This window comes from Streptomyces sp. NPDC002092, assembly GCF_053593775.1.
Map to the genome: position 1 here is coordinate 496980 of NZ_JBSFDG010000004.1, position 25683 is coordinate 522662.

28 protein-coding genes are annotated in these 25683 nt (G+C 71.5%); 20 read left to right on the forward strand and 8 right to left on the reverse strand.

Annotated elements, in window-relative coordinates; translation table 11 throughout:
- Positions 1 to 76 precede the first annotated feature (76 nt).
- From ACWCRD_RS12395 to ACWCRD_RS12430, 8 genes are all read left to right on the forward strand, one after another.
- On the forward strand, positions 77 to 271 hold the full coding sequence (locus ACWCRD_RS12395) for a hypothetical protein (RefSeq protein WP_115906118.1): 195 nt from the start codon (positions 77 to 79) through the stop codon (positions 269 to 271).
- Between the two features lie 46 nt (positions 272 to 317).
- Positions 318 to 1190, forward strand: coding sequence for an N-acetyl-1-D-myo-inositol-2-amino-2-deoxy-alpha-D-glucopyranoside deacetylase (gene mshB / locus ACWCRD_RS12400; RefSeq protein WP_450965788.1), 873 nt, complete (start codon positions 318 to 320; stop codon positions 1188 to 1190).
- On the forward strand, positions 1187 to 1597 hold the full coding sequence (locus ACWCRD_RS12405; RefSeq protein WP_450965789.1) for a DUF6113 family protein: 411 nt from the start codon (positions 1187 to 1189) through the stop codon (positions 1595 to 1597). Before mshB ends, ACWCRD_RS12405 begins: the two co-directional genes overlap by 4 nt.
- A gap of 154 nt (positions 1598 to 1751) precedes the next feature.
- Positions 1752 to 4067, forward strand: a complete 2316-nt coding sequence (locus tag ACWCRD_RS12410; protein WP_450965790.1) for a hypothetical protein — start codon at positions 1752 to 1754, stop codon at positions 4065 to 4067.
- A gap of 143 nt (positions 4068 to 4210) precedes the next feature.
- Entirely contained in the window at positions 4211 to 5137 is a 927-nt protein-coding gene (locus tag ACWCRD_RS12415) for an ABC transporter ATP-binding protein (protein ID WP_450965791.1), read from the forward strand.
- Complete coding sequence (locus ACWCRD_RS12420; RefSeq protein WP_450965792.1) at positions 5134 to 5865, forward strand: ABC transporter permease; 732 nt, start codon at positions 5134 to 5136, stop codon at positions 5863 to 5865. The genes ACWCRD_RS12415 and ACWCRD_RS12420 overlap by 4 nt, the downstream gene beginning before the upstream one ends.
- A gap of 5 nt (positions 5866 to 5870) precedes the next feature.
- Complete coding sequence (locus tag ACWCRD_RS12425; protein WP_450965844.1) at positions 5871 to 7061, forward strand: sensor histidine kinase; 1191 nt, start codon at positions 5871 to 5873, stop codon at positions 7059 to 7061.
- Complete coding sequence (locus ACWCRD_RS12430; protein WP_450965793.1) at positions 7058 to 7672, forward strand: response regulator; 615 nt, start codon at positions 7058 to 7060, stop codon at positions 7670 to 7672. Before ACWCRD_RS12425 ends, ACWCRD_RS12430 begins: the two co-directional genes overlap by 4 nt.
- 115 nt (positions 7673 to 7787) lie before the next feature.
- Here ACWCRD_RS12430 and ACWCRD_RS12435 read toward each other — a convergent pair whose 3' ends face one another.
- Both ACWCRD_RS12435 and ACWCRD_RS12440 read right to left on the reverse strand, forming a co-directional pair.
- On the reverse strand, positions 7788 to 8639 hold the full coding sequence (locus ACWCRD_RS12435) for a transglutaminase-like domain-containing protein (RefSeq protein WP_450965794.1): 852 nt from the start codon (positions 8637 to 8639) through the stop codon (positions 7788 to 7790).
- A 32-nt stretch (positions 8640 to 8671) separates the two neighbouring features.
- Complete coding sequence (locus ACWCRD_RS12440; protein ID WP_450965795.1) at positions 8672 to 9724, reverse strand: GNAT family N-acetyltransferase; 1053 nt, start codon at positions 9722 to 9724, stop codon at positions 8672 to 8674.
- A 140-nt stretch (positions 9725 to 9864) separates the two neighbouring features.
- Here ACWCRD_RS12440 and fdxA point away from each other — a divergent pair, with 140 nt between their 5' ends.
- Both fdxA and ACWCRD_RS12450 read left to right on the forward strand, forming a co-directional pair.
- Positions 9865 to 10185, forward strand: a complete 321-nt coding sequence (fdxA, locus tag ACWCRD_RS12445) for a ferredoxin (protein WP_030929316.1) — start codon at positions 9865 to 9867, stop codon at positions 10183 to 10185.
- Positions 10186 to 10325: 140 nt separating this feature from the next.
- Positions 10326 to 11417 (forward strand): bifunctional succinyldiaminopimelate transaminase/glutamate-prephenate aminotransferase, encoded by a 1092-nt coding sequence (locus ACWCRD_RS12450; RefSeq protein ID WP_450965796.1) that lies wholly within the window; start codon positions 10326 to 10328, stop codon positions 11415 to 11417.
- A 66-nt stretch (positions 11418 to 11483) separates the two neighbouring features.
- Here ACWCRD_RS12450 and ACWCRD_RS12455 read toward each other — a convergent pair whose 3' ends face one another.
- Both ACWCRD_RS12455 and ACWCRD_RS12460 read right to left on the reverse strand, forming a co-directional pair.
- Entirely contained in the window at positions 11484 to 11939 is a 456-nt protein-coding gene (locus tag ACWCRD_RS12455; RefSeq protein ID WP_450965797.1) for an ATP-binding protein, read from the reverse strand.
- A gap of 279 nt (positions 11940 to 12218) precedes the next feature.
- A complete protein-coding gene (locus ACWCRD_RS12460) occupies positions 12219 to 13196 on the reverse strand; it encodes a heavy metal transporter (RefSeq protein WP_450965798.1) in 978 nt (325 codons plus the stop codon).
- An 85-nt stretch (positions 13197 to 13281) separates the two neighbouring features.
- Here ACWCRD_RS12460 and dapE point away from each other — a divergent pair, with 85 nt between their 5' ends.
- Both dapE and ACWCRD_RS12470 read left to right on the forward strand, forming a co-directional pair.
- On the forward strand, positions 13282 to 14361 hold the full coding sequence (dapE, locus tag ACWCRD_RS12465) for a succinyl-diaminopimelate desuccinylase (RefSeq protein ID WP_450965799.1): 1080 nt from the start codon (positions 13282 to 13284) through the stop codon (positions 14359 to 14361).
- A 99-nt stretch (positions 14362 to 14460) separates the two neighbouring features.
- Entirely contained in the window at positions 14461 to 15219 is a 759-nt protein-coding gene (locus ACWCRD_RS12470) for an LOG family protein (RefSeq protein WP_450965800.1), read from the forward strand.
- A gap of 98 nt (positions 15220 to 15317) precedes the next feature.
- On the opposite strand, the gene folP is transcribed toward ACWCRD_RS12470, so the two are convergent.
- On the reverse strand, positions 15318 to 16178 hold the full coding sequence (folP, locus tag ACWCRD_RS12475; protein ID WP_450965801.1) for a dihydropteroate synthase: 861 nt from the start codon (positions 16176 to 16178) through the stop codon (positions 15318 to 15320).
- Positions 16179 to 16342: 164 nt separating this feature from the next.
- Between folP and ACWCRD_RS12480 the strand changes: the two genes are divergently transcribed.
- Together ACWCRD_RS12480 and ACWCRD_RS12485 are read left to right on the forward strand one after the other, a co-directional pair.
- Positions 16343 to 16699 (forward strand): DivIVA domain-containing protein, encoded by a 357-nt coding sequence (locus tag ACWCRD_RS12480; protein ID WP_450965845.1) that lies wholly within the window; start codon positions 16343 to 16345, stop codon positions 16697 to 16699.
- Positions 16696 to 17277 (forward strand): DNA-3-methyladenine glycosylase I, encoded by a 582-nt coding sequence (locus tag ACWCRD_RS12485; protein WP_450965802.1) that lies wholly within the window; start codon positions 16696 to 16698, stop codon positions 17275 to 17277. The genes ACWCRD_RS12480 and ACWCRD_RS12485 overlap by 4 nt, the downstream gene beginning before the upstream one ends.
- A gap of 55 nt (positions 17278 to 17332) precedes the next feature.
- Here ACWCRD_RS12485 and chcB read toward each other — a convergent pair whose 3' ends face one another.
- On the reverse strand, positions 17333 to 18136 hold the full coding sequence (gene chcB / locus ACWCRD_RS12490; protein WP_450965803.1) for a 2-cyclohexenylcarbonyl CoA isomerase: 804 nt from the start codon (positions 18134 to 18136) through the stop codon (positions 17333 to 17335).
- Between the two features lie 373 nt (positions 18137 to 18509).
- Between chcB and ACWCRD_RS12495 the strand changes: the two genes are divergently transcribed.
- Positions 18510 to 18677 carry a DUF3117 domain-containing protein gene (locus ACWCRD_RS12495; RefSeq protein ID WP_003966491.1) on the forward strand — a complete coding sequence of 56 codons (168 nt, stop codon included), beginning with the start codon at positions 18510 to 18512 and terminating at the stop codon, positions 18675 to 18677.
- Positions 18678 to 18769: 92 nt separating this feature from the next.
- Here ACWCRD_RS12495 and ACWCRD_RS12500 read toward each other — a convergent pair whose 3' ends face one another.
- Positions 18770 to 19402 carry an O-methyltransferase gene (locus ACWCRD_RS12500; RefSeq protein ID WP_450965846.1) on the reverse strand — a complete coding sequence of 211 codons (633 nt, stop codon included), beginning with the start codon at positions 19400 to 19402 and terminating at the stop codon, positions 18770 to 18772.
- 301 nt (positions 19403 to 19703) lie between these two features.
- Here ACWCRD_RS12500 and sigE point away from each other — a divergent pair, with 301 nt between their 5' ends.
- Positions 19704 to 20408 carry an RNA polymerase sigma factor SigE gene (sigE, locus tag ACWCRD_RS12505; RefSeq protein ID WP_078912335.1) on the forward strand — a complete coding sequence of 235 codons (705 nt, stop codon included), beginning with the start codon at positions 19704 to 19706 and terminating at the stop codon, positions 20406 to 20408.
- Positions 20405 to 21385, forward strand: a complete 981-nt coding sequence (locus ACWCRD_RS12510) for an anti-sigma factor family protein (RefSeq protein WP_450965804.1) — start codon at positions 20405 to 20407, stop codon at positions 21383 to 21385. Before sigE ends, ACWCRD_RS12510 begins: the two co-directional genes overlap by 4 nt.
- 62 nt (positions 21386 to 21447) lie before the next feature.
- Here the strand turns inward: ACWCRD_RS12510 and ACWCRD_RS12515 are convergent, their stop codons facing one another.
- On the reverse strand, positions 21448 to 21870 hold the full coding sequence (locus ACWCRD_RS12515) for a hypothetical protein (protein ID WP_450965805.1): 423 nt from the start codon (positions 21868 to 21870) through the stop codon (positions 21448 to 21450).
- On the opposite strand from ACWCRD_RS12515, the gene ACWCRD_RS12520 reads away from it, so the two are divergent.
- The 3 genes from ACWCRD_RS12520 (at position 21869) to ACWCRD_RS12530 (ending at position 25559) form a co-directional block, all read left to right on the forward strand.
- Positions 21869 to 23965 (forward strand): trypsin-like peptidase domain-containing protein, encoded by a 2097-nt coding sequence (locus ACWCRD_RS12520; protein ID WP_450965806.1) that lies wholly within the window; start codon positions 21869 to 21871, stop codon positions 23963 to 23965. The two genes, ACWCRD_RS12515 and ACWCRD_RS12520, sit on opposite strands and share 2 nt — an antisense overlap.
- A gap of 204 nt (positions 23966 to 24169) precedes the next feature.
- Positions 24170 to 24622, forward strand: a complete 453-nt coding sequence (locus ACWCRD_RS12525) for a sec-independent translocase (protein ID WP_450965807.1) — start codon at positions 24170 to 24172, stop codon at positions 24620 to 24622.
- A gap of 265 nt (positions 24623 to 24887) precedes the next feature.
- Positions 24888 to 25559, forward strand: a complete 672-nt coding sequence (locus tag ACWCRD_RS12530; RefSeq protein ID WP_450965808.1) for a hypothetical protein — start codon at positions 24888 to 24890, stop codon at positions 25557 to 25559.
- The last annotated feature ends 124 nt before the right edge of the window (positions 25560 to 25683 follow it).

Sequence of the window (25683 nt, forward strand, 5' to 3'; positions counted from 1 at the left end):
TGCTGGTTGTTGTGTGGTTCTGTCCGGCCCCTAAGTTCGACCCCCGCGCTCTTGGGACCTTTGGAGGTGAGCCGCCGTGGCACTCTCGATTTCGGCGGTGGTGCTGCTGGCGATCATCGTCTTCCTTCTGATCAAGAAGTCAGGACTGAAGGCGGGGCATGCGATCGTCTGCATGCTGCTCGGGTTCTATCTCGCCTCCTCGACCGTCGCTCCCACCATCCACGAGCTGACGACGAACATCGCGGGGATGATCGGCAGCATCAAGTTCTGAGGCCGGGCTGCACCGCGCTGTCGGTGCCGCCTCGTAGGGTGGCTCCATGACGGAACAGCCCTCCCGGCGTCTGCTGCTGGTGCACGCGCACCCGGACGACGAGTCGATCAACAACGGCGCGACCATGGCCGCGTACGCGGCCGGTGGTGCCCGCGTGACGCTGGTCACCTGCACCCTGGGCGAGCTCGGCGAGGTCATTCCGCCGGAGCTCAGGCACCTCACCGGCACCGCCCTGGGCGAGTACCGGCTGCGGGAGCTCACGGCCGCCATGCGCGAGCTCGGCGTCGAGGACTTCCGTCAGCTCGGCGGCCCGGGCCGCTACCGCGACTCCGGGATGACGGGCCTGCCCGACAACGACGACCCGGCCTGCTTCTGGCAGGCGGACGTGGACGAGGCGGCCGCCCACCTCGTCGAGGTGATCCTGGAGGTACGCCCCCAGGTCCTCGTCACCTATGACGACAACGGCGGATACGGCCACCCCGACCACATCCAGGCCCACCGCGTGGCCATGCGCGCGGCCGAACTGGCCGCGCGGACAGGGTGGGAGATCCCCAAGGTCTACTGGAACCGCGTGCCGCGCTCCGCCGCCGAGGGTGCCTTCGCCCGGCTTGCGGAGGATCTGCCCGGACTGCCCTTCTCCAAGGCGGCCGTCATCGACGACGTACCGGGTGTGGTGCCCGACGACCGGATCACCGCCGAGATCGACGGCACCGCGCACGCCGCCGCCAAGGCCGCCGCGATGCGGGCCCACGCCACCCAGATCGAGGTCGCCGAGCCGTACTTCGCGCTCTCCAACGAACAGGCGCAGCCCCTGTTCACCACCGAGTACTACGAATTGGTGCGCGGGGAAGCCGCCGAGCCGACAGAGACCGATCTCTTCGCCGGGATCGAGTTCGCCGGTGCCGAGGAGGCGTCATGACGGAGCGCGGTTCCCTGCTCGCCCAGCCGCTGCAGCGGCCCTCCGCCGGACGGACGCTGCTGTACGTGGGCCTCTTCGTGCTCGGCGCGGTCGTCGGCGCGGCCGGTGCGCTGGTGCAGGCCGGCTGGTTCCCCGGCGGGCTGCTGCTCGCGCTCGCCGGCGAGGCCGGGCTCTGTCTCGGCGGCGGACGGGCCACCGGCAGCCGCGGCGGGGCGGTCGCACCTGCCGCCGGATGGATGATCTCCGTCATCCTGCTCACCGCCAGCAGACCCGAAGGGGACTTCCTCTTCGGCGCGGGAGGAGGCTCCTATCTCTTCCTCTTCGGGGGGATGGCCGTCGCTGTGATCTGCGCCACGCTCGGACAGGGGCGGCAACCAGGTGGCCGTGACGTCCGACTTGGCAAGTGACGTACCACTTCGCCATTAACTGACCGTGGGAGTCCCGTGTGGGTTTCCCCGGCGGTCATGGGATACGCGCCAGAAGTGGCCAGTATGGTGGTGCGCGCCGCCGAGCCGCCCGTGAGGTTGTGTCGGGCGGTGGAGCCAACCGGGAGAACCTGCCTTGAGTCGTGAAACTGACACTCCGTCCTCCGGGCCCAACGGGCGCGGCGGAGCCGCCTACCCGTCGGGCACGCCGCCGTACGGGACCCCCACGGCTTCCGACGCCGGTACGGATGCGGGCCGTTCGGCCGCGCAGCCGGAGGACCGCAAGACCGAGACCACCCTGACGACCCGGATCCGGATCAACATCCCAGGGTCGAGGCCCATTCCGCCGGTCGTCGTGCGTACGCCCGTCGCGGACGCCGAGGGCTCCGACGACACCGGGGAGACCGAGGCTCCGGGGCCGGGCGCCACCCAGGCCATGAGCACCGTCGAGTCCCCGGCCGAGCCCGCTCAGCCCGCCGAGGACAGGACGAGCGGGTGGTTCGCGCCCCGCAAGTCCGCGCCCGCCAAGGGCGGTCAGGGCGGAGGCTCCACCAACGGCGCCGGTCTGCCGGGCGGTTCGGGCGCGGGTGCGCCGGCCTCCCCGGGAGCCGGGCCCCTCGGCGGGGGTGCCCCCTCCGGCGGCGCCCGTCCGGGCACCGGCCGCCCCGGCGGCGTGGTCGGCTCCATGAGCGTGCCGGGCGGCTCCCGGCCCGGCGGCGCCCCCCGCCCGGGCGGGACGAACGGCGCCGGGCTGCCCGGAGCGACCGGCGGCCCCGTGGCCCCCGGGCACGGCGGCGGCACCGGTTCCTTCGACGTCACCGAGGCGCTGGCCGCCGGACCGCTCGGGGGCGGCGCGCGCCCCGGCAGCGGCGGCAGCGAGCCCCGCCGTGACGACCTCCCGTACTTCTCGGACGGCGAGCGCGGCACCCAGAACGGGCAGAACCGGCAGAACGGCCAAGGCGGTTACGGCGGCCCGGGCGGCGCGAGCGGCTTCAACGGGCCGAACGGCCGCGGCGGCCAGGGCGGCGCCCAGGGCCCCGCGGGCCCGACCGTCGGCCCGGTCACCGGTGACGGCCCCGTGACCCCGCCCTTCGGCGCCGGACCCGGCGGACCTGCCGGGCCCAAGGGACCCGGCGGCTCCGGCGCGCCTGCCGGCATCGGCGGCCCCGCGGGCATCGGCGGCCCTGGCACCATCGGCGGCCCTGGCGGCCCCGGAACCATCGGCGGCACGCACGGCGCGGGCCTCGGCCCCGGTGGCGGTCTCAGCGACGACACCGCGATCCTCACCCCGCAGAAGCCGGCCCCCGAGCCGGCTCCGCAGGGCTTCCCGGCGCCCGAGAACATCTCCGGACACACCGTCACCAGCGGTGTCCCGGTCGGGTCGCCCGGCACGAGCTCGCCGTTCGGCCCCGGCTCCCACACCGACGGCCCACTGCCGCACACGCCCCCGAAGCTGCCCGAGCCGGGCGGCCAGAACACGTCGGCCGCCGCAGCGCCCAAGAAGCAGAAGAAGAAGGGGCGCAACAAGCTGGTGCTGCTCGGCACCGGCGTGGTCATCGTCGGTGGTCTCGCGTACGGCGCCGGGCTGCTGATGAACCACTCCGACGTGCCCAAGGGCACCACCGTGCTCGGCGTCGACATCGGCGGCGGCACCCGCGACGAGGCCGTCAAGAAGCTCGACGCGGCCTTCGGCGACCGGGTGGACAAGCCGCTGAAGCTGTCCGTCGGCGGCAGGACGGTCGAGCTCAAGCCGGACCAGGCGGGACTGCAGTTCGACGAACAGGCCACGGTCGCGGCGGCCGCGCAGGCCGACTACAACCCGATCTCCGTCATCGGCTCCCTCTTCGGCAACCACCGGGTCGTCGACCCGGTCATGCCCGTCGACGAGGAGAAGCTGACCGCCGCCCTGCAGTCCACGGCGGGCGGCTCCGGCTCGATGAGCGACGGCACGATCGAGTTCAAGTCGGGCAAGGCCGTCGCCGTCTACGGCAAGGCGGGCAAGGGCATCGACGCGGCCAAGTCGGCCCAGGCGGTCGAGGAGGCGTACCGCAGCCAGGTGGAGACCAACTCCACCGACCCGGTCGCGGTCGTCACCACGACCCGGCAGCCGACGGTCACGAACGCCGAGGTCGACCGGGAGATGAAGGCCTTCGCCGAGCCGGCGATGTCGGGCTTCGTCACGGTCCGGGCGGGCGCGGCGCAGGTCAGGTTCAGCCCGCAGAACTCGCTGTGGAAGTTCCTCAGGGTCCAGGCGGTCGGCGGCAAGCTCGTCGACAAGCCGGACCTCACCGCGCTGAAGAACCTCTACGGCGGCGCCTTCGACGGCGTCCTGATCACCCGGGGCACCGGCAAGAAGACGGCCGTCACCCCCCAGGACGTCTACGTCGCCCTGCGCCAGGCCCTGCTGAGCAAGACCAACCGGGTCGGGGTCATCCAGACGAACCCCAGCTGACGTCAGTCCCGGAAAGGGGGCACCCGGCACGCGCCGGGCGCCCCCTTCGCCGTATGTCACCGTCCGCCGTATGACATCTGTCATCCGGCAGTCAGGACCGCCGACACTGCCATGACCTGGGTGTGCGCGGCCACCATGGATCCATGACGACGACAGCGCAAGCGACCACCGCCCCGGTGGTCGGCTTCGACCAGGTGAGCAAGACGTACGGGACCGTACGGGCCGTCGACGGGCTGACCCTCGCCCTGCACCCGGGGGAGACGGTGGCCCTGCTGGGGCCGAACGGGGCCGGCAAGTCGACCACCCTCGACCTGCTGCTCGGCCTCAAGCTCGCCGACAGCGGCACGGTCCGGATCTTCGGCACCAGCCCGCGCGAGGCCATCGTCGCCGGGCGCGTGGGCGCCATGCTGCAGAGCGGCGGGCTGATGGACGAGGTCACGGTCGCCGAGCTGGTGAAGCTCGCCTGCGATCTGCACCCGAAGCCGTACAAGGCCAAGGACGTGCTCGCCCGCGCCGGGATCTCGCAGATCGCCGACCGCAAGGTCAACAAGCTCTCCGGCGGCCAGGCCCAGCGCGTCCGCTTCGCCCTCGCCACGGCCGGCGACAGCGACCTGATCGTCCTCGACGAGCCGACCACCGGCATGGACGTCTCCGCCCGCCAGGCCTTCTGGGCCACCATGCGCGAGCAGGCAGACCAGGGCCGTACGGTGCTGTTCGCCACGCACTACCTGGAGGAGGCCGACGCCATCGCCGACCGGGTGCTCGTCCTGCACCGGGGCCGGCTGCTGGCGGACGGCACGGCGGCCGAGATCAAGGCGAAGGCCGGGGCGCGCAGGGTGTCGTTCGACCTGGAGGGCGCCATCGACGAGGCGCCGATCCGGGCGCTGCCCTTCCTCACCTCGATCGACATCAGCGGTCAGACCGTCCGTATCCAGTCCTCCGACGCCGACGCGACCGTGCACGCCCTGTACGGCCTCGGCGTCTACCCCCGCAACCTCGAAGTCGCCGGGCTCGGTCTGGAGCAGGCCTTCGTCGCCATCACCGCCGCCGAGGAGGCGAAGCAGTCGTGAACAGCCTGATCAAGCTGGAACTCACCCGCGCCCTGCGCAACCGCAAGTTCCTGTTCTTCTCGGTGATCTACCCGTCGGTGATCTTCCTGCTCGTCTCCAACCAGACGGGGAAGGTCGACGGCACAGGACTGAGCGTGGCCTCGTACGTCATGGTCTCCATGGCCTCCTTCGGCGCCCTGACCGCGGTCCTCATGGGCAACAGCGAGCGCATCGCCAAGGAGCGGGAGGGCGGCTGGGTGCGGCAGCTGCGGCTGACCACGCTGCCCGGGCGCGGCTATGTCCTCGCCAAGACCGCCAGCGCCGCCGTCGTCAGCCTCCCGTCCATCGTGGTGGTCTTCCTGGTCGCCGCGGCCGTGCGGGGCGTACGGCTGGACGCCTGGCAGTGGTTCGCGCTCACCGGGGCGATCTGGGCCGGCAGCCTGGTCTTCGCCGCGCTCGGCGTCGCCATCGGCTATCTGGCCACCGGGGACGCGGTCCGTCCGATCACGATGATCACGTACTTCGGTCTGTCGATCCTCGGCGGCCTGTGGATGCCGTCGACGACCTTCCCGCAGTGGCTGCAGGACATCGCCAAGTGGCTGCCCACGCACGCGTACGCTGCCCTCGGACGGGCCATCGAACAAAGTCAGTCCCCCGAGACCAAGGACCTCGCCCTCCTCGTCGTCTACTTCGTCCTGTTCGCGGGCGGCGCGGCGTGGCTGTACCGGAAGGACACGCTGAAGGCGTGAGCACGATGACGGACGACGGGCTGCCCGCGGAACTCCGGGCCGAGAACGCGAACCGGATCGGCCAGCCGCCCCGCGACCGGGGCGAGGCCATGCGCAAACTGGTCTGGATCCTGCCCTGGCTGATCTTTCTCGGATCGCCGGTGCAGGACCTGACCTCCGGCCACCACACGCCTGCCGCGACCGCGGCGGGCTGGGTGGCCCTGGTCTCCTTCACCGGTGTCTATCTGGCGCTGGTCTTCCGGAACATGGGCCGCCCGTTCTCCGGACGGGCCGTCGGCTCCCTCGTCGCCCTGCTCGGCACGCTCGCCCTGGTCCTGTGCCTCACCCTCGGCAGCGAGTGGATCGGCCTCTTCGTGTACGTCTCCGTCACCTGCGGCGCCACGCTGCCGCAGCGGATCGCCTACTGGGCGGTCGGGGTGAACACCCTCACCATGGTCCTTGTCCTGCTGCACTTCCGTGCGGACGACTGGAGCCTGGTCCTGGTGGTGCTGCTCCTGGGCTTCGCGATGATGGGCGTGAAGCAACTGGTGCGGACGACCATAGAGCTGCGCAAGGCCCGCGCCACGGTCGCCCAACTGGCCGCCAACGAGGAACGTCTGCGCCTCGCCCGCGATCTGCACGACCTCCTCGGCCACTCGCTCTCGCTGATCACGCTGAAGAGCGAACTGGCGGGCCGTATGCTCCCCGACCACCCCGACAAGGCGGCCCAGCAGGTCGCCGACATCGAACAGGTCAGCCGCCAGGCCCTGGTGGACGTCCGCGAGGCGGTCTCCGGCTATCGCCGCCCGCGCCTGTCCGAGGAACTCGCGGGCACCCAGGTCGCCTTGACGGCAGCCGGCGTCACGGCCGAGGTCCCCGACCAGCCGGACCTCAGCGGCGTCTCGGTGGAGAGCGAGTCCGCCCTCGCCTGGGCGCTGCGCGAGGCGGTCACCAACGTCGTACGGCACAGCGGTGCCACCCGCTGCACGGTGGAGGTGCTGCACCGCCAGACCCTGGACGGCCCGGTCCTCGAACTCGCCGTCGAGGACAACGGCTCGGGCGGGCCCGGCAAGGACCCGGGCAACGGTCTGACGGGGCTGACCGAACGCCTGGAGAAGACCGGCGGCACCCTGGAGGCAGGCCGCATCAAGCACGGCTTCCGCCTTGTCGCCCGCGTCCCCGCCGACACCCCGTCGGCCGTAGGATCCGGGGCATGAGCTCTACGATCAAGGTGCTCCTCGCCGAGGACCAGTCGATGGTCCGCGAGGCGCTGGCCGCCCTCCTCGGCCTGGAGGACGACATCGAGGTCGTGGCCCAAGTGGCACGCGGCGACGAGGTGTTGGCGGCCGTCCGCGAGCACGCCGTGGACGTGGCCCTCCTCGACATCGAGATGCCGGGCTGCACCGGCATCGAGGCGGCGGCCCAGGTCCACAAGGCCCTGCCCGCCGTGAAACTGGTCGTCCTCACCACCTTTGGCCGCCCCGGCTACCTCCGCAGCGCCATGGAAGCAGGCGCCGACGCCTTCCTGGTCAAGGACGCCCCCGCGGCCCAACTCGCCCAGGCGGTACGCAAGGTCCTGGCAGGCGAGCGGGTCATCGACCCCACCCTGGCGGCAGCGGCCCTGGCAGAGGGCGCCAACCCCCTCACCGACCGCGAACGCGAGGTCCTGCGCGCGGCAGCCGACGGCTCGACGAACGCGGAACTGGCGGCAGCACTGCACCTGTCCCAGGGAACGGTCCGCAATTACCTCTCGACGGCAATCCAGAAACTGGCGGTGAGAAACCGAGCCGAAGCGGTACGGATCGCTAGAGAAAAGGGCTGGCTCTAGCGCCCCGAAGGGGCGCGGGGCTGTATCGATATGCGGCTCCGCCGCGTGGGCGCGACAAGCCACAACGGACTTGCACTCGCACACTTGCACAAACCCCTATGGCGATTGAGCGAACTCAGTTGAGGAGCGCCCGGGCCGCCCGGGCCTGCCCCCGCACACGCTCGGCAGCCGATTCATCCACCGCCGCCACGACATCGGCGTAGGCCTCAAGTTCCACCGCCCCATCGACGAAGTCACCCCGCTGCACGAGCAACTGAGCCCGCTCATAACGCAACCGCGCCGGATGCGAAGGCAACAACAACGACAACTCCACCGCCCACAGCGATACATCCGACCGCTCAGGTCGCGCCGCAGCCCACGCCCGGATGTTGTTGAGAATCCGCAGAACGACATCCAGCGGATCCGTCGGCGTCAACATCGACGGATCCAGCGGAGCCCCGGTGGCGCCCGCCACCAACAGCTCGGCGTCGCCGACCCCCAGCACCCGCCCCCCGTCGAACGGATCCACCAGCACCTGCTGCTCCTGGGGCCCGAACCCGACCACGAAGTGCCCCGGCAGCGCGACCCCGTACACCGGCGCCCCCGCCCGCCGTGCGACCTCCATCCACACCACCGACAGCAGGATCGGCAGCCCGCGCCGCCGCCGCAGCACCTCGTGCAGCAGCGAGGACTCCAGACGCTGGTAGTCGGCGGGGGAGCCGCGGAAGCCGTCCCGCTCCCCGAGCAGGTGGTGCAGCGCCGTGGCCCACGCCATCGGACCGCCCGGCCGGAACGGCACCCGCCCCGCCAGCCGGTCCAGCTCCATCTGGGCGGCGTCCAGGCCCGCCTCGTCCAGTGCCCCGTCCGCCTCCGCGCCCACCAGCAGGCACAGCGTGGACAGATCGGGCCGCTCGGACCGCGCCTCCTCGGCGAACCGCCGCCGCAGTTCGGCGGACCGCTCGGGCGGTGGGGGGTATGGGGGACGCATAGCAGGCTGGTGCCCTCTCCCGGCGATCGGTACTACCGGCCGCTGCCGGGAGCCGCCGGTTCCCGGTAGTGGTGGTAGGCGTGGTGCGCGGCGAAGCCCATCCCGGCGTACAGCGCCCGCGCCCCCGCGTTGTCCGCCTCGACCTGCAGCCAGGCGGCCGAGGCGCCCTCGTCGAGCGCCCGCCGGGCCAGCGCGGCCATCACGGTGGTGGCCAGCCCGCGCCTCCGCTGCTCCGGATCCACCTCGACGGCGGCGAAGGACGCCCACCGCCCGTCCACGACACACCGCCCGATCGCTGCGGGCGCCGCACCCACGGACGAGCCGGGGACGGTCGCGAACCACACCGAAGGACCTCCCCCACTCTCGGCTTCGCTCGAGCGGGGGGACCCCCTTCCCAGCACCTTCAGCGCCACCTCGCTCACCCCCTTGCGCTGGTACCGCGCAAGCCACGCCTCGTCCGCCTCCCGGGACAGCACGACCCCGGACGCCTCCGCCCGGTCCGCGACCGGCGCCAGCGCCCCGATCCACAGCTCGGCGGTCACCTCACGCACCCACCCGCGCCGCTCCAGCTCCGCACACAGCAGCTCCTGCGTGCCCTCGGCGCCTGTCGCGGTCTGGATGTACGCGGGCAGCCCACGGTCGCCGTACCACCGTCGTACGACGTCCAGCGCCTCGTCGAGCGGCACGCCAGGGTCGCCGAGCGGCAGGACCGAATTGGCGCGCCGGGTGAACCCGGCAGCGGCCCGCAGCTCCCACTCGCCGAGCTGCTCGCTCTCCACCGGCCGCCACGCCCGCGAGGCGACGTGCGCGAGCTCCTCGTACGAGGTGGCGGGACCCCGTCGGCGGGCCGGGGCCGACGGTACGACCTTCCCCGCGACCAGCGCAGATTCCGGAATCCGGACGCTCTCGCCCCCCTTGCGTGTGATCAGCAGCACACCGTCGTCCCATGATGTGAGAACACCCACCGTGTCGGTGAACTTCTCTTCCGGGACTCCAGGTTCGATCAAGCGTCGTACCGAGACCCGTTTCCCCACGTCAGCAGCGGTGATACGAACCTCGAGACGTCCGCCGGCCGAGATTTCCACAGGTCAGTTCACCCCTCCTGTTCGGATCATGCCCAAGAACGGAGATACTAGGGGCGGGCATCGACGACGCCGCGCTCCCGCGCGCCAGGCGGCGGAGCCTGAGGAGGCCCGCCAGCGCCCTATCGAGGAGGAACGACAGCGTGACCTACGTCATCGCGCAGCCTTGTGTCGACGTCAAGGACAAGGCGTGCATCGAGGAGTGCCCGGTCGACTGCATCTACGAGGGCCAGCGGTCCTTGTACATCCACCCGGACGAATGCGTCGACTGTGGTGCCTGTGAGCCGGTCTGCCCGGTCGAGGCGATCTTCTACGAGGACGACACTCCGGAGGAGTGGAAGGACTACTACAAGGCGAACGTCGAGTTCTTCGACGAGCTCGGCTCCCCCGGCGGCGCCAGCAAGCTGGGCCTGATCGAGCGGGACCACCCCTTCATCGCCGCGCTGCCGCCGCAGGCCGAGTAACCACGCAAGCGGCCCGCACAGAACGTGCCGCCTCGGTCCCGTACGGCCGGATCGCCCTGGTGATCGCCGTACTGGGCCGAGGCGTTTGCCGTACCAGGGCCCTTGGGCCGTCTGCCGTACCAGAAAGTGAGCCAGATCCCGTGTCCGCAGTCTCCGACCGCCTGCCCACCTTCCCCTGGGACAAGCTGGAGCCTTACAAGAAAACGGCCGCCTCGCACCCGGACGGCATCGTCGACCTCTCCGTCGGCACCCCGGTCGACCCGGTCCCCGAGCTGGTCCAGAAGGCGCTCATCGACGCGGCGGACTCCCCGGGCTATCCGACGGTCTGGGGCACCCCGGCCCTGCGCGACGCGATCACCGGCTGGGTCGAGCGCCGCCTCGGCGCCCGCGAGATCACGCACAAGCACGTCCTGCCGATCGTCGGCTCCAAGGAACTCGTCGCCTGGCTCCCCACCCAGCTGGGCCTCGGCCCGGGCGACAAGGTGGCCCACCCGCGCCTGGCCTACCCGACGTACGAGGTGGGCGCCCGTCTGGCGCGCGCCGACCACGAGGTCTACGACGACCCGACGGACCTGGATCCGGCGAACCTGAAGCTGCTCTGGCTGAACTCGCCGTCGAACCCGACCGGCAGGGTGCTGGGCAAGGAGGAGCTGACGCGGATCGTCGCGTGGGCGCGCGAGCACGGGATCCTGCTCTTCTCCGACGAGTGCTACCTCGAGCTGGGCTGGGAGGCGGAGCCGGTCTCGGTGCTGCACCCCGATGTGAACGGCGGCTCGTACGAGGGCATCGTGTCCGTCCACTCCCTCTCCAAGCGCTCCAACCTGGCGGGCTACCGCGCGGCCTTCCTGGCCGGTGACCCGGCCGTCCTCGGCCCGCTGCTGGAGATCCGCAAGCACGGCGGCATGATGACGCCGGCACCCACGCAGGCGGCCGTCGTGGCGGCCCTGGGCGACGACGCCCATGTCCAGGAGCAGCGCGAGCGGTACGCGGCCCGGCGCACGGCCCTGCGCCAGGCGCTCCTCGGCCATGGCTTCCGCATCGAGCACAGCGAGGCCAGCCTCTACCTGTGGGCGACGCGGGACGAGTCCTGCTGGGACACGGTGGCCCACCTGGCCGAGCTCGGCATCCTGGTCGCGCCGGGCGACTTCTACGGCACGGCGGGCGAGAAGTTCGTCCGCGTGGCGCTGACGGCGACGGACGAGCGGGTGCGGGCGGCCGTGGAGCGGCTGTAGCCGCCGTGGACGTGACGAGGGGGGCCCGGGACACCGTCCCGGGCCCCCCTCGCCGTACAGGGTCGCTCAGCCGCCGATCGGCAGGCCCTTCACCGGCAGGTTGCCGGTGCTCGGCAGGCCGCCCTTGAGCGAGCCCGCCGGCAGGGTGCCGCCGTTGTCGGCCGCCGTCTGCGTGGTGACGCCGACGATCTCCCCGACGGAGCCCGCCGCGGCACCCGCCGCACGCTGCGCGGCCGGAGCCGCCTTCTTCGCCACGCTGCCGCCGGTCTTGCCCGCGTTCGGCACGGCCTTCTTGACCGCGTTGCTGCCGGCGTCGCCCGCGAGCCCGGTCACGTTCTGCGCCGCACCGTCGACGGTGTTGCCGACGCTCGCCCCGTCCAGAGCGGTCAGGCCGCCGACGTTCGGGGCAGCGGGCAGTTCGGGGGCCGCACTCGCGGAGCCGGCCGCACCGACCCCGGCAGCCGCTCCCGCTGCGACGAGCAGCGCGGCACGGGCGATCCGACGGGTCAGGGGGAGGGACATGATGCTCCTTCGATGGATGTTGATCGTCCGGGCTCGGACGATGTGACTACCGCTCGAAGGCCCCGAAGGTTGCGGCGTCCCAACGTAAAGAGTTGGCAATGCGTCGCATTATCGGCTGCGGATAAAAACGGGCAAAAAGCGTCGGTCCGGAAAGTCTGCCGAATCCTTACAGCCCTTTGCAGTCAAGGGCTTTGACGGATGCAGGGGTGACGGTGCGAAAACCTGCCCACCCCGTGGATCAAGCATGCCCGGCATAACCCGTGCGAGTGAAGGACCGCACTACTGCGCAGTGACGATCCGGACCGCGCCGACGGCCTTTTCCGCCCCGTCGACGCCGTCCGCGGCGGCCTTGTGCCACGGGTTGTCGGCGTTCCCGGCGGTCCACTCCCGCCCGCCGTAGGAGACCCGCTCGATGTGCAGCGCGGAGGAGTTGGCCACGGCCCAGTGGGCGAGCTGCCAGCCGCGCTGGCGGACACTGCGGCCCTTGGCGGGGCTCTTGCCGGCCGTGACGGGGAGCGTGACGGTGCGGGCGCTCGTCCCCGGGCTCTCGGTCGGCGAAGGTGCCGGTGTCGACAGGGCGTTCACTTCCGCGGCGGCCGGCTGCAGGGCGTCGCGCCCGAAGTCCCGTACGAGAGCGGCCCGTACCGCGTCCGGACCCGCCGCCTGCGTGGTGGCCGGGAGACCGGCGCAGGTCAGCGTGGCCGGCGAGTTCCCGGTGAGAGCGGCGGAGAGCAGGGTGGCGTCCGGCTCGTGCTTGGCGTACGCCTCGGGATACCCGCTGCGCTGCACACGCTGTGCGGCGACCGTGAGGGGGAGATTCGCGTAGTCGGGCACCTTGGCCAGGTGCCGGTAGAACATGCCCGCCGCGTACGTCGGGTCCAGGATCTGCTTCCTGGTGCCCCAGCCCTGCGAGGGCCGCTGCTGGAACAGGCCGAGCGAATCCCGGTCGCCGTGCTCGATGTTGCGCAGCTGCGACTCCTGCAGCGCGGTCGCGATCGCGATGGTCACCGCCCGCTCGGGCATGCCGCGTCCGGTGCCCACCGCGGCGATCGTCGCCGCGTTCACCGCCTGCTCCGGCGTGAAGTCGTACGACGTCCCGCCGGGCTCGCCCGAGACCACTCTGCAGCCCGATCCGCCTCTGCTCCCGGTGACGTACTGCACCGCGAGATAGCCCGCGACGGCGAGCAGGATCACGAAGGCCGCTCCGATCCGGAAGAAGCGGCCACGGCGTTTGAGGGTGGATGACGGCTCTGGCACGTCATAAAAGGTAGCGGAGGGCTCTGTGGCCCACGTGACGGATGTGGCCGGTGGGCCGGCGCCCCGGCGGGTTAGGGTCGACGGCATGGCCGACACCCCACTTGACCTCACCCTGGACGCCGCCGAGCTCACCGCGCAGCTGGTCGACTTCCCGTCCGAGAGCGGCACCGAGAAGCCCCTCGCCGACGCGATCGAGTCCGCCCTGCGCGCCCTGCCGCACCTGACGGTCGAGCGGTACGGCAACAACGTCGTCGCGCGCACGGACCTGGGCCGGCCGGAGCGGGTGATCCTGGCCGGCCACATCGACACCGTGCCGATCGCCGGCAACGTCCCGTCCCGGCTGGACGCGGACGGCGTCCTGTGGGGCTGCGGCACCTGCGACATGAAGGCGGGCGTGGCCGTGCAGCTGCGCATCGCGGCCACGGTGCCGGCCCCCAACCGCGACCTGACCTTCGTCTTCTACGACAACGAAGAGGTGTCGGCGGACCTCAACGGCCTCAAGCACGTCGCCGAGGCGCACCCCGAGTGGCTGGAGGGCGACTTCGCGGTGCTCCTTGAGCCGTCCGACGGCGAGGTCGAGGGCGGCTGCCAGGGCACCCTCAGGGTCCTGCTGAGGACGACGGGCGAGCGCGCGCACTCGGCGCGCAGCTGGATGGGCTCCAACGCCATCCACGCGGCCGCGCCGATCCTGGCCCGCCTGGCCTCGTACGAACCCCGCTACCCGGTGATCGACGGCCTGGAGTACCGGGAGGGACTGAACGCGGTGGGCATCTCGGGCGGCGTGGCGGGCAATGTCATCCCGGACGAATGTGTCGTGACCGTCAACTTCCGCTATGCCCCCGACCGCACGGAGGAGGAGGCGATCGCCCACGTCAGGGAGGTCTTCGCGGACTGCGGGGTGGCCGAGTTCGTGGTGGACGACCACAGCGGGGCGGCGCTGCCCGGCCTCTCGCACCCGGCCGCGGCGGCGTTCATCGAGGCGGTCGGCGGAACCCCGCAGCCGAAGTACGGCTGGACGGACGTCTCGCGTTTCTCCTCCCTGGGCATCCCCGCGGTCAACTACGGCCCCGGCAACCCGCACTTGGCGCACAAGCGGGATGAAAGGGTGGAAACCGGGAAGATCCTGGCGGGTGAGCAGCGGCTGCGGGCCTGGCTGACGGCCTGACCCGTACACCGCTCCACGGCGGACATGCTCACGTCCCCCGTCCGTAACCCGCGTAGATCTACTCTGAGGTGGAGACACCTGCAAGCGGAGGGAGCGCACATGGCTACCGGGAACCCCGAGGGCAAGAAGGTGCCGCCGGATGAGCAGCGACTCGGACCGGTCCTCCGAAGGCGCGGCCAGGTGACGGAGAGCACGACCGACCAGCGGCTGCTGGACGAGCGCGCTCCCACCGACTGGGTGCACACGGACCCGTGGCGGGTGCTGCGCATCCAGTCGGAGTTCATCGAGGGCTTCGGCACCCTCGCCGAACTCCCGCCCGCGATCAGCGTGTTCGGCTCGGCGCGCACACCCGTCGACTCCCCGGAGTACGAGTCGGGCGTCCGGCTCGGCCGCGGACTGGTGGAGGCGGGCTGGGCGGTGATCACCGGCGGCGGCCCGGGCGCCATGGAGGCGGCCAACAAGGGCGCCTGCGAGGCGAAGGGCATCTCGGTCGGCCTCGGCATCGAGCTGCCGTTCGAGCAGGGGCTCAACCCCTACGTCGACATCGGCCTGAACTTCCGCTACTTCTTCGTCCGCAAGATGATGTTCGTGAAGTACGCGCAGGGTTTCGTGGTCCTGCCCGGCGGCCTGGGCACCCTGGACGAGCTCTTCGAAGCCCTGACCCTGGTGCAGACCCAGAAGGTGACCCGCTTCCCGATCGTGCTGTTCGGGAGCGAGTACTGGGGCGGCCTGGTCGACTGGCTCAAGAACACCCTGATCGCCCAGGGCAAGGCCTCGGAGAAGGACCTGCTGCTGTTCCACGTCACGGACGACGTGGACGAGGCGGTGGCGCTGGTCTCGAAGGAGGCGGCGCGCTGAGGTCTTTCAGCCCGTCCGGCGTTTGAGGACGAGGCCGTTCAGGCCGATCGGGGGTCCAGGCGGCGGAGCCCCCTGGCGGTCGGCTCCGCCGTGGGGCGCTACGCCAGCCCCCGCCGCGCCACCGCCGGGGGACGATGCCCCGCGATGGACGCCACCATGTCGAGCACCTGACGGGTCTCGGCGACCTCGTGCACCCGGTACACCTGCGCCCCCAGCCACGCCGACACGGCCGTGGTGGCGAGCGTCCCCACCACCCGCTCCTTCACCGGCTTGTCCAGGGTCTCGCCCACGAAGTCCTTGTTGGACAGGGAGACCAGGACGGGCCACCCCGTGTCCACCATCTCCCCGAGCCGCCGCGTCGCCTCCAGGCTGTGCCGGGTGTTCTTCCCGAAGTCGTGCCCCGGGTCGATCAGCACGGACTCCCGGGGCACCCCCAGCGCCACCGCGCGCTCGGCAAGACCCAGCGTCACCCGCAGAATGTCGGCCACGACATCGTCGTACGTCACCCGATGCGGACGCGTACGCGGCTCGGCGCCGCCCGCGTGCGTGCACACCAGCCCGACCCCGTACCGCGCCGCGACCTCGGCCAGCCCGGGGTCGACGCCGCCCCACGCGTCGTTCAGCAGATCCGCGCCGGCCTCGCACACGGCCTCGCCGACCTCGGCCCGCCAGGTGTCCACACTGATGACCACGTCCGGGAAGCGCCGCCGGACCTCCGCGACGAACCCCACCGTCCGCCGCGCCTCCTCCTCGGCCGACACCTCGTCGCCCGGCCCCGCCTTCACCCCGCCGATGTCGATGATGGCAGCCCCCTCCGACACCGCCTGCTCCACGCGCGCGAGGGCGGGCTCGTCCCGGAAGGTCGCTCCCTGGTCGTAGAAGGAGTCCGGGGTCCGGTTCACGATCGCCATGATCACCGGCTCGTGCGCCTCGAATGCGCGCCTGCCCAGCCTGAGCATCCGCTGTGACCTCTCGTAGTACGACCTGGGTAAGACCGGTTCCTCGGCCGCCTGCGACCCTAACTGTCAGACTCGCATGGCACGATCGGACCCTGAGACATCCGGCTTCATCTTCAGCTTCATCCAGCTTCCGAACATCGAGCGTGGGGACCACAGCGATGGTTATGTTCTTCTTCCTGGTCGTCGCTCTCGCCGTCGTGGTCGCCGCCGTGACACTGGCCGTGGTGGGCGGCGGGGAGGGCGAGGGGCCGTTGCCCGAGGCCGCCCCCGAGCGGCTGCAGGACCCGCTGCCGCTGGACCGGCCCGTGGGCCGCGACGACGTCGACAGCCTCCGCTTCCCGCTCGCCGCCCGCGGCTACCGCATGGCGGACGTCGACGACGCCCTCAACCGCCTCGGCGCCGAACTCGCCGAGCGCGACGCCCGTATCGCCGACCTGGAGTCCGCACTGGCGGGCGCCCAGGCCGCCGCACACCACGTCTCCATGGACAAGCCGATGCACGGCCAGGCGGAGCAGCAGTGAGCGACGGAACCGCCATCGCCGGCCCGGACGGCGCCCTGCGCTGTCCCTGGGCCCTGTCCACCGAGGACTACGTGGCGTACCACGACGAGGAGTGGGGCCGCCCGGTCCACGGCGACGACGCCCTCTACGAGCGCCTGAGCCTGGAGGCCTTCCAGTCGGGCCTGTCCTGGATCACGATCCTGCGCCGCCGCCCCGGCTTCCGCGCGGCTTTCGCCGACTTCCGCATCGCCAAGGTCGCCGCATTCACGGAAACAGACCGCGCCCGCCTCCTCACCGACCCCGGCATCATCCGAAACCGAGCCAAGATCGACGCGACCCTGGCCAACGCGCGTGTGCTGGCGGAGTGGGCACCGGGTGATCTGGACACCTTCATCTGGTCCTATGCACCGGAGGCGGGACCGGCCCCGAAGACGTTGGGGGATGTCCCCGCGGTGACACCCGAGTCGACGGCACTTTCCAAGGCGCTGAAGAAGCGAGGGCTGCGTTTCGTCGGCCCGACAACAGCGTACGCATTGATGCAGGCGTGTGGGCTGGTCGACGACCACTTGGAAACCTGCGTGGTCAGGAGCGCCCCTTAAGGGGCGCGGGGAACTGCGCGACAAGCCACAACGTACCCGCACCCCGCAACGGAGCTCACCGCCCCAAATACTTCGGCTTCTCCTTGTTCACAAACGCCTGCACGGCAATCACATGGTCCTCCGAGGACCCCGCCCGGGTCTGCAGCTCGTCCTCCTTGTCCAGCGTCTCGGACAAGGTGTGCGAGAACCCGTAGGCCACCGCCTCCTTGATCGCCCCATACGCAACCGTCGGCCCCTCGGCCAACGCCCGGGCCACCTTCTCCGCCTCGGAGTGCAGCTCGCCGGCCGGCACCAGCCGGCTCGCGATCCCCAGCTCGTACGCCTCCTGCGCCTTGATGCTGCGCGGGAAGAGCAGCAGGTCGGCGGCGCGTCCCGGACCGACGACGCGTGGCAGGGTCCAGGACATGCCGGAGTCGGCGGTCAGCGCGACCCCCGCGAAGGACGTGTTGAAGGCGGCGGTGTCCGCGACGATGCGGTAGTCCGCGGCGAGGGCGAGACCGAAGCCGGCCCCGGCGGCCACCCCGTTCACCCCGGCCACCACCGGCTTCGGCATCCCGGCGATCGCCCGCACCACCGGGTTGTAGTGCTCCTTCACCGTGCTCATGGTCTGCCCGGACCCGGTCTCCCGGTCCTGCGCCAGCAGCCCGATGTGCTCCTTGAGGTCCTGCCCCACACAGAACGCCCGCTCCCCGGCGGCGGTCAGCAGCACCGCCCGTACGGCGTCGTCCTCGGCCGCGGAGCGAACCGCCTCCCGCAGGGCGACCTTCGTCGCGATGTTCAGCGCGTTCATCGCCTCGGGGCGGTTCAGCGTGATCGTCGCGAGTCCGTCGCTCACCTCGTAGAGCACGGTGTCGGCCATGGTGTGTCCCCTCGGCTGTCCCGGTTCAGGCGTACCGGCCGGTACGCCCCTGTCCGTAGGACAGCATGGCGGAGATCACCGCCGGGGGACCGGAGCGGACGTGTGACCTGCGTCAAAGAATCCGCGACGGTTCACGGTCGGCGGAACTCCGTGCGGCCGCGCAGTATCGCAGTCACATCGCCGAATTGAGTGGTTTTGCTCGCGCGCGTTGCCCAAGCGATGCCGACTGATGTTGGTCATCGGGTCCTGAGATGCGGGATAATGGCTTGGAAGCAATGTGTTCGATGCCGGTGTCGCGTGTCTCACGCTGCGCGCGTGCCCTCCCAGGGCCGTCGGCTTTGACGATGAGCTGGTTTCAGGAAGGGGAACGAGCATGGCGGCCATGAAGCCGCGGACGGGCGATGGCCCGCTCGAGGTGACCAAGGAGGGGCGGGGCATCGTCATGCGCGTTCCGCTCGAAGGCGGCGGTCGGCTCGTCGTCGAGCTGACCCCTGACGAGGCCGACGCGCTCGGCGACGCCCTCAAGAAGGTCGTCGGCTGACGCGGAAGCGACCATACCCTTTCAGCTGCCCCGGCATCCAAGTGGTGCCGGGGTTGCTGTTTGCCGGCCCTTCCCCGCTCGCTCCCCGGCCCTCACCGCTTGACCCCGCACAGCAGTCCGTCACCCACCGGCAGCAGTGACGGCACCAGCTCCTGGCTCTCGCGGACCGCGCGCAGCAGCTCCCGCAGACGCAGCACCTCCGTGGGCTGCGGGCCCGAGTCCACCGTGCGGCCGTTGGCGAAAACGCCCTCGAAGACGACCAGGCCACCGGGGCGCAGCAGGCGCAACGATTCAGCGAGATAGTCCAGGAATTCCAGGCGGTCGCCGTCGCAGAAGACGAGGTCGTAGCCGGCGTCCGCGAGCCGGGGCAGGACGTCCAGGGCGCGGCCCGGGATGAAGCGGGCGCGGTTGCTGGCGAAACCGGAGGCGCGGAAGGCCTGGCGGGCGAACTGCTGGTGTTCGGGCTCGGGGTCCACCGTGGTCAGCACCCCGTCCGGGCGCATGCCGTGCAGCAGATGGATGCCGGAGACGCCGGTGCCGGTGCCGATCTCCGCCACCGCCTTCGCGTCCACCGAAGCCGCCAGCAACCGCAGCGCGGAGCCCGTGCCGGGCGACACCGAGCGCAGGCCTGCCTCACGGGCCCGGTCGCGGGCCCAGCGCAGCACTTCGTCCTCGGCGACGTAGGCGTCGGCGAACGCCCAGCTCGTCTGCCGGTTGCCGGTAATGACCCTCTCCTGTCCCCGTGGTTGCCTGGGCGTGACTGTATCCGTTGGGCCCGGGAACCCGCAGATGGGACCGGGCGTTTAGAGGGGTAGGCGACGTCACGGGGGGACACAGTTGGATCACGATGAAGGGCAGCGGCCCGAGCAACTGCAGCAGCAGGGGTCCGAGCGGTATCAGCCCACATCAAATTCTCGTAAAACCGCTTATCCGGAGCTAACGGGCGAGGTGGCTATGGTAGGGGCTCCACTGGACACCACCAGAGCCGACAGGGGAGGTGCGGCCGCGTCTGGGGATCGGGGAGGAGTGCTGCGGCGCTTTCTCGGATCGGCAGGCAGGCCGAAATCCGTGAACGACACCGCTGCTGACCCCAGCCACGCCGCTGACCACGCCCAGACCGCGACTTTCTCCACCGACGCGGACGGGCAGGCGTGGACTCCGCCCACCTGGGAGGAGATCGTCAGCACCCACAGTGGCCGCGTCTACCGACTTGCCTACCGCCTCACGGGCAACCAGCACGACGCCGAGGACCTCACCCAGGAGGTCTTCGTCCGCGTCTTCCGGTCCCTGTCGACCTACACGCCGGGCACCTTCGAGGGCTGGCTGCACCGGATCACCACCAACCTCTTCCTGGACATGGTCCGCCGCAAGCAGCGCATCCGCTTCGACGCCCTGGGCGATGACGCGGCCGAGCGGCTGCCGAGCCGTGAGCCGTCGCCCCAGCAGGTCTTCAACGACGCCCACTTCGACGCGGACGTCCAGCAGGCCCTCGACACCCTCGCGCCCGAGTTCCGCGCCGCGGTCGTCCTGTGCGACATCGAAGGACTGTCGTACGAGGAGATCGCCGCGACCCTCGGCGTCAAGCTCGGCACGGTCCGCTCCCGGATCCACCGCGGCCGCTCGCAGCTGCGCAAGGCTCTCGCGCACCGTTCGCCGGAGGCCCGGGCCTCCGAGCGCCGCTCCTTCGTGCCTCGGGTACCCGCACTGGGGGGAGGGGGCGCGACCGCGTGAGTGGAACACGACCCAGCCCCGCCGAAAGGCGTCTGGCCGAGCAGCATCTGGGAGACCGACTCTCCGCCCTGGTGGACGGAGAGCTCGGTCATGAGTCGCGCGAGCGTGTCCTCGCCCACCTGGCCACCTGCGCCAAGTGCAAGGCGGAGGCCGATGCGCAGCGGCAGTTGAAGAACGTGTTCGCGGAGGCGGCTCCGCCGCCGCCCTCCGAGAGTTTTCTGGCCCGGCTGCAGGGCCTTCCGGGGGGAGGTGATCCGGACGGCGGTGGCTCGCCGTTCGGCGGGGGAGGACTCCTCGGCACGGCCCCCGGAAGACCGGGCATCACCGGGGTCTTCGGCCTGAAGCGCGGTGAGCGCTTCGAGTTCGACTACGTCCCCTCCTCTTCCTCGCACGCCCCGATGCTCCCGCCGTCCGCGGACCACGGCTTCCGCATACACGACGTCAGCCGGCACGAGGCCGAGCGATCGGCCTCGCGCGGGATGCGGTTCGCGTTCGTCGCCGCCGGTGCGGTGTCGCTCGCCGCGGTCGCCCTGGGCGGCGTCACGGCGGGCACCCCGGTCGACACCACGGATGCGCGCGGCGGCACGGGGGCGGGCAGCAATGTGACCCCGATGCGTACGCAGGGGACGGGCGCCGCTACGGCCCCCGAGACCCAGCGGCGTCGTGGCGTCGGCCCACTGCTCGCGCAGGGCCGGCAGTCGCTCGGTGACGCCCCGGTGGCCCCGACCGAGGTGTCCGCACCGCTGCTGCCGGGGGTACCGAGCCCTGCCGGTGCGGCGCAGACCGTGCACACGCTGACCACCCCCGTGATGGCGGGTGCCGCAGTGATGTCCCCGCTGATACGCCCGCTCACCTCGACCCCGCTGCTCACCCTGACCTCGTGGTCCGCGGCCCCCGAGGTCTCGTCCCACGGGCTGCTCGCCGCACCCCTCCCCGACACGGCTTCCGCTCCCCCCTCCCCCCACCCTTCCCGCTGACCGGCCCCTGCGCGACGGCCCGCGAACCTGGTTGAATCCGTGGTGGACCGCGTCCACGGCAGTCAGCCGCGCGCGGAATCGACAACGGAGGCCACCGCCGACGAGGCGCGCCGCGTCGTGGCCAGCTGTGGGGAGATCATGAACGAGGGGAAGCCCACGAAGCCGAAGTGGTGGAACCGCCCACGCCCGCAGACCCCTGCGGCGCCCGCACCGGGGGCGGCGGGGTCGCCGGGGGCCGCGCTGCGCTCGACGGCGGCCGAGGATGCTGCGGGGACCGCTGCCGGTTCGCCGATGTCCGGGGATGCGGCTCCGGATTCGCCGGCGGTTGCGGCTGCGGGCTCGACGGGAGGCTTCGACGCCTCGGCCGCTTCGACCGGGGCCGGGGATTCGGCTCCGGAGCCGGCGGCGGCCGAAGGCTCGACGGCGGTCGCCGACACCGCGGTCGTGAATGCGGTGCCGCGACACGTGGCCGGGACGCCGGCCATGACAGATGACGGTGCCGACGGTGACTTCGAGTTGGAGCCGCCGGCCGGGGATCGCAGCGGGACAGCCGTCTCCACGGCCGCCCAGCAGCCGGGTAGGCCGAAGGACGCCGGCGGCGACCGTGCGGTCGTCCCCGACGGCGACTTCGAGCTGGGCCTGCCGGAAGGTCTTTCCGCTGAGCGCGCGGCTGCCGTCGAGGGCGAGGGCGCAGTTTCCGCGGAGGGAAAGGTCGCGCCGGGGCGTCCCGTTGTGGTCGGCGGCGAGGGTGCTCTTCCCGAGGGCGACTTCGAGCTGGGCCTGCCGGAAGGGGCTTCGGGTGGGCGCGCGGCTGCCGTCGAGGGCGAGGGCGCAGGGGCGAGGGATGGGGAAGTCGAGCCGGGGCGGGGCCCCGACGGCGACTTCGAGTTGAGGGCTCCGCAGGACAGGGCCGGGACCCGGGCCGAGGGCGGCCCGGCCACCGAGGGACCGGCCCCGGAGGAGCCCCGCACCGGAGGCGACTTCGAGCTGGACCCGCCCGCCGAGGCGGCCGCCCCCATCACGGACGAGGCCTCGGCTCCGCCCGCCGCCGAGCGTCCCCGACCGCTGCACGACCCTGACCCCTACAGCACCCCGCCGTACGGCGAGCCCGGCCCCTGGGCCCCCGCTCCGCCGGTACAACACCCGGCGGCCAGAGCCGCGCAGGGCACGCCGGTACCGACGCCGACTCCGCCCCACGCCGCACCGCCGTCGGCCCCCGGCACGCCCGTCGCCGGTGTGCCCACCCCCGTGGCAGCCGCCGAGCCCCACAGCGTGCCCGACGTATCCCCCCAGCCGCCGTCCCCCGCCGCTGCAGTCCCCCACGGCGCGCCCGCCTCGACGCAGCCCCCCGGTCCAGCGGCTCCGGCACTCCTTTTCACCCCCTGGCAGAACTACGACCCCTGGGCTCCCGCCCCGCTTCAGCAGACCGGGGCTGCTGTCGAGGGGGAGGGCAAGCGGCGTCGGCGGGTGCGGAGGGGGCTGGTGGGGGGTGCTGTGGTGCTGGCGCTCGTGTCCGGTGGGGTCGGTGGAGGGATCGGGGCGTACCTCGAGCGCAACGGGGGCGTTGGCGGCGTAGAGCTGCCGCAGGCCGGGAAGGAGCCTGCCGGGCGGGCTCCGGACAGTGTGGCCGGGATTGCCGCCCGGGCCCTGCCCAGCGTGGTGACCCTGCATGTGACCGGCGCCGACGAGTCCGGCACCGGAACCGGTTTCGTGCTCGACGACCAGGGTCACATCCTCACCAACAACCACGTCGTCGAACCGGCCGCCGGGTCGACGGGCGCCACGGGCGAGATATCCGTGACCTTCAACAGCGGGGACACCGCCAAGGCCACCGTCGTGGGCCGGGACAGCGGCTACGACCTCGCCGTCGTCAAGGTCAGCAATGTGCACGGCCTGAAGCCCATGGCCCTCGGCAACTCCGACAATGTCCAGGTCGGCGACCCCGTCGTCGCCATCGGCGCCCCCTTCGACCTGGAGGGCACCGTCACTGCCGGCATCATCAGCGCCAAGGAACGCCCCATCACCGCCGGCGGCGACAGCTCCGACGGCAGCGATGTGTCGTACGTCGACGCGCTGCAGACCGATGCGCCGATCAACCCCGGCAACTCCGGCGGGCCCCTCCTCGACTCGAAGGCCCGTGTCATCGGCATCAACTCCGCCATCCGCTCCGCCGACAGCAGCACCGACGAGAGCGGTCAGGCCGGTTCCATCGGGCTCGGCTTCGCCATACCCGTCAACCAGGCCAAGCGGGTCGCCGAGGAACTCATCAACACCGGCAAGGCCACCCACCCCGTCATCGGCGTCACCCTCGACATGGACTACTCCGGCGACGGCGCCCGCGTCGGCACCAAGGCCTCCGGCGGCGGCCCCGCCGTCAGCAAGGGCGGCCCGGGCGACAAGGCCGGCATCAAGGCGGGCGACATCATCACCGCGGTGGACGGCGAGCGCGTGCACTCCGGCGAGGAGCTGATCGTCAAGACCCGGGCCCACCGCCCCGGCGACCTCCTGGAGCTGACCGTGCGGCGCGACGGCAGGGAGAAGAAGATCTCGCTGGTGCTCGGTTCCGCCGACGGCGACTGATGGACACCAACCTCACAGGTACGACCCCCAACCACCGCTCACAAGGCAAACAACCCCCAAAACCGCTCAGGAAGACGCACTCGGAAGCCCCGGGACAGTACCGGTCGTACGGGATCGCCGGGTACCGTGGGTCCCGCCCGGACCACGGAAGACCCGCACAGACCACCGAGGGCCGAGGACCGAGGACATCGCAAGGAGCTTCAGGTGTTCAATGACATAGGACCGCTCGAGCTGGTGACGCTCGTTGTCCTTGCCGTGCTCGTCTTCGGTCCGGACAAGCTCCCGAAGTTCATTCAGGACGTCACTCGGACGATCCGCAAGATCCGTGAGTTCTCGGAGAGCGCGAAGCAGGACATCCGCAGCGAACTGGGCCCGGAGTTCAAGGACTTCGAGTTCGAGGACCTCAATCCCAAGACGTTCGTCCGCAAGCACCTGGACAACGACGAACTGGGGCTCAAGGAGATCCGCAACGGCTTCGACCTGAAGAAGGAGATGGCCGAGGTCACGGACGCCGTCCACGGCACCGAGGCGCCGGCCTCCTCGTCCTCATCGTCCCCCTCTTCCTCATCGTCCTCCGGTTCCACCGGCGGCCGCGTCGACATGACGAAGAAGCCCGAGGAAGACGACCGCCCGCCGTTCGACGCGGACGCCACCTGAGCGCCTGCGTCTGAGCCGCCGTACGCCCCAGCTGATCCCCCGCGCCGTACCCGCGCCCCACGTGACGCGTTTCATAGTCCACGGCGCCCCTGCACGGCCTGAAACCCGTCCTCTGCACGACCCACGCGCCGGGCGGTTTCCGTGCTGTCCTGAGCGGGGTGGCTATGCTGCCGAGTTGTTGTGCGGACCGTACTTCGAGGAGTAACGCCGCCCGAAGGGGGGCGGGCCGCTCCGGTCCGATGAGAACGAGGAGGCGTCCGGGCACATGGAGACGACGAGTCAGGCGGTCGCGCAGGCGCCGGCTGCGGAGGGACAGGAACAACTGCCCGCCGCCCGGCGCACGGTCGACGGCTACCTGCTGGCGCCCTTCCCGTGGTACGGCCTCGACGAGGCCTTCACGGGTCCGCGCTGGCTGATGCAGGTCGGGACGGCGGCCGACGACGCCGTCGAACACGGTTCGATCGGACACGGCGACGAGCCCTCCGTGAAGAACGAGTACGCGGTCGGGACGGCCGGAGAGCCCAAGGAGAAGTTCGCGGTCGTGGTCACGGTCGCCGCCAACCCCGTGCGGCGCAGCGCCGACGGCACGGGGCTCCTGGAGGCCACCTCGGTGTCCTCGGCAGCCTGGCTCGCGGGTGTGGGGCTGCTGTCCTTCACCTGGCCGGGGCAGATGGACCACTCCCTGCGTGACGACTGGCTGGAGCAGCAGACCGAGACGGCCTGGGCCCTCGCGGACGACCTGGCCGGTCCTGACTGGTCGACGCTGTCGCTGCCGGTGGACGGCGTCCCGACGCCGTTCCACTACCGCGAGTCCGAGTTCGGCTGGGTCCTCGCGGGTTCCACGCAGCAAGGGGTGCACGTGGGGGCGTACGGGAGAGGCATGAGCGCCTACGGCCTGGGCTTCGCCATGATCAAGGACATCAGCACGTACGCCTAGCCGGGCCTACGGCAGAGGGGGGCGCCGTCCGGCCGGCCTTCCCCGGCACGGAGATCGTCGGCGGCACCTACGGCAAGGTGGCCCTCGCGCTCGCCGAGCGTCGACAGCACCGCCTCCAGATGCT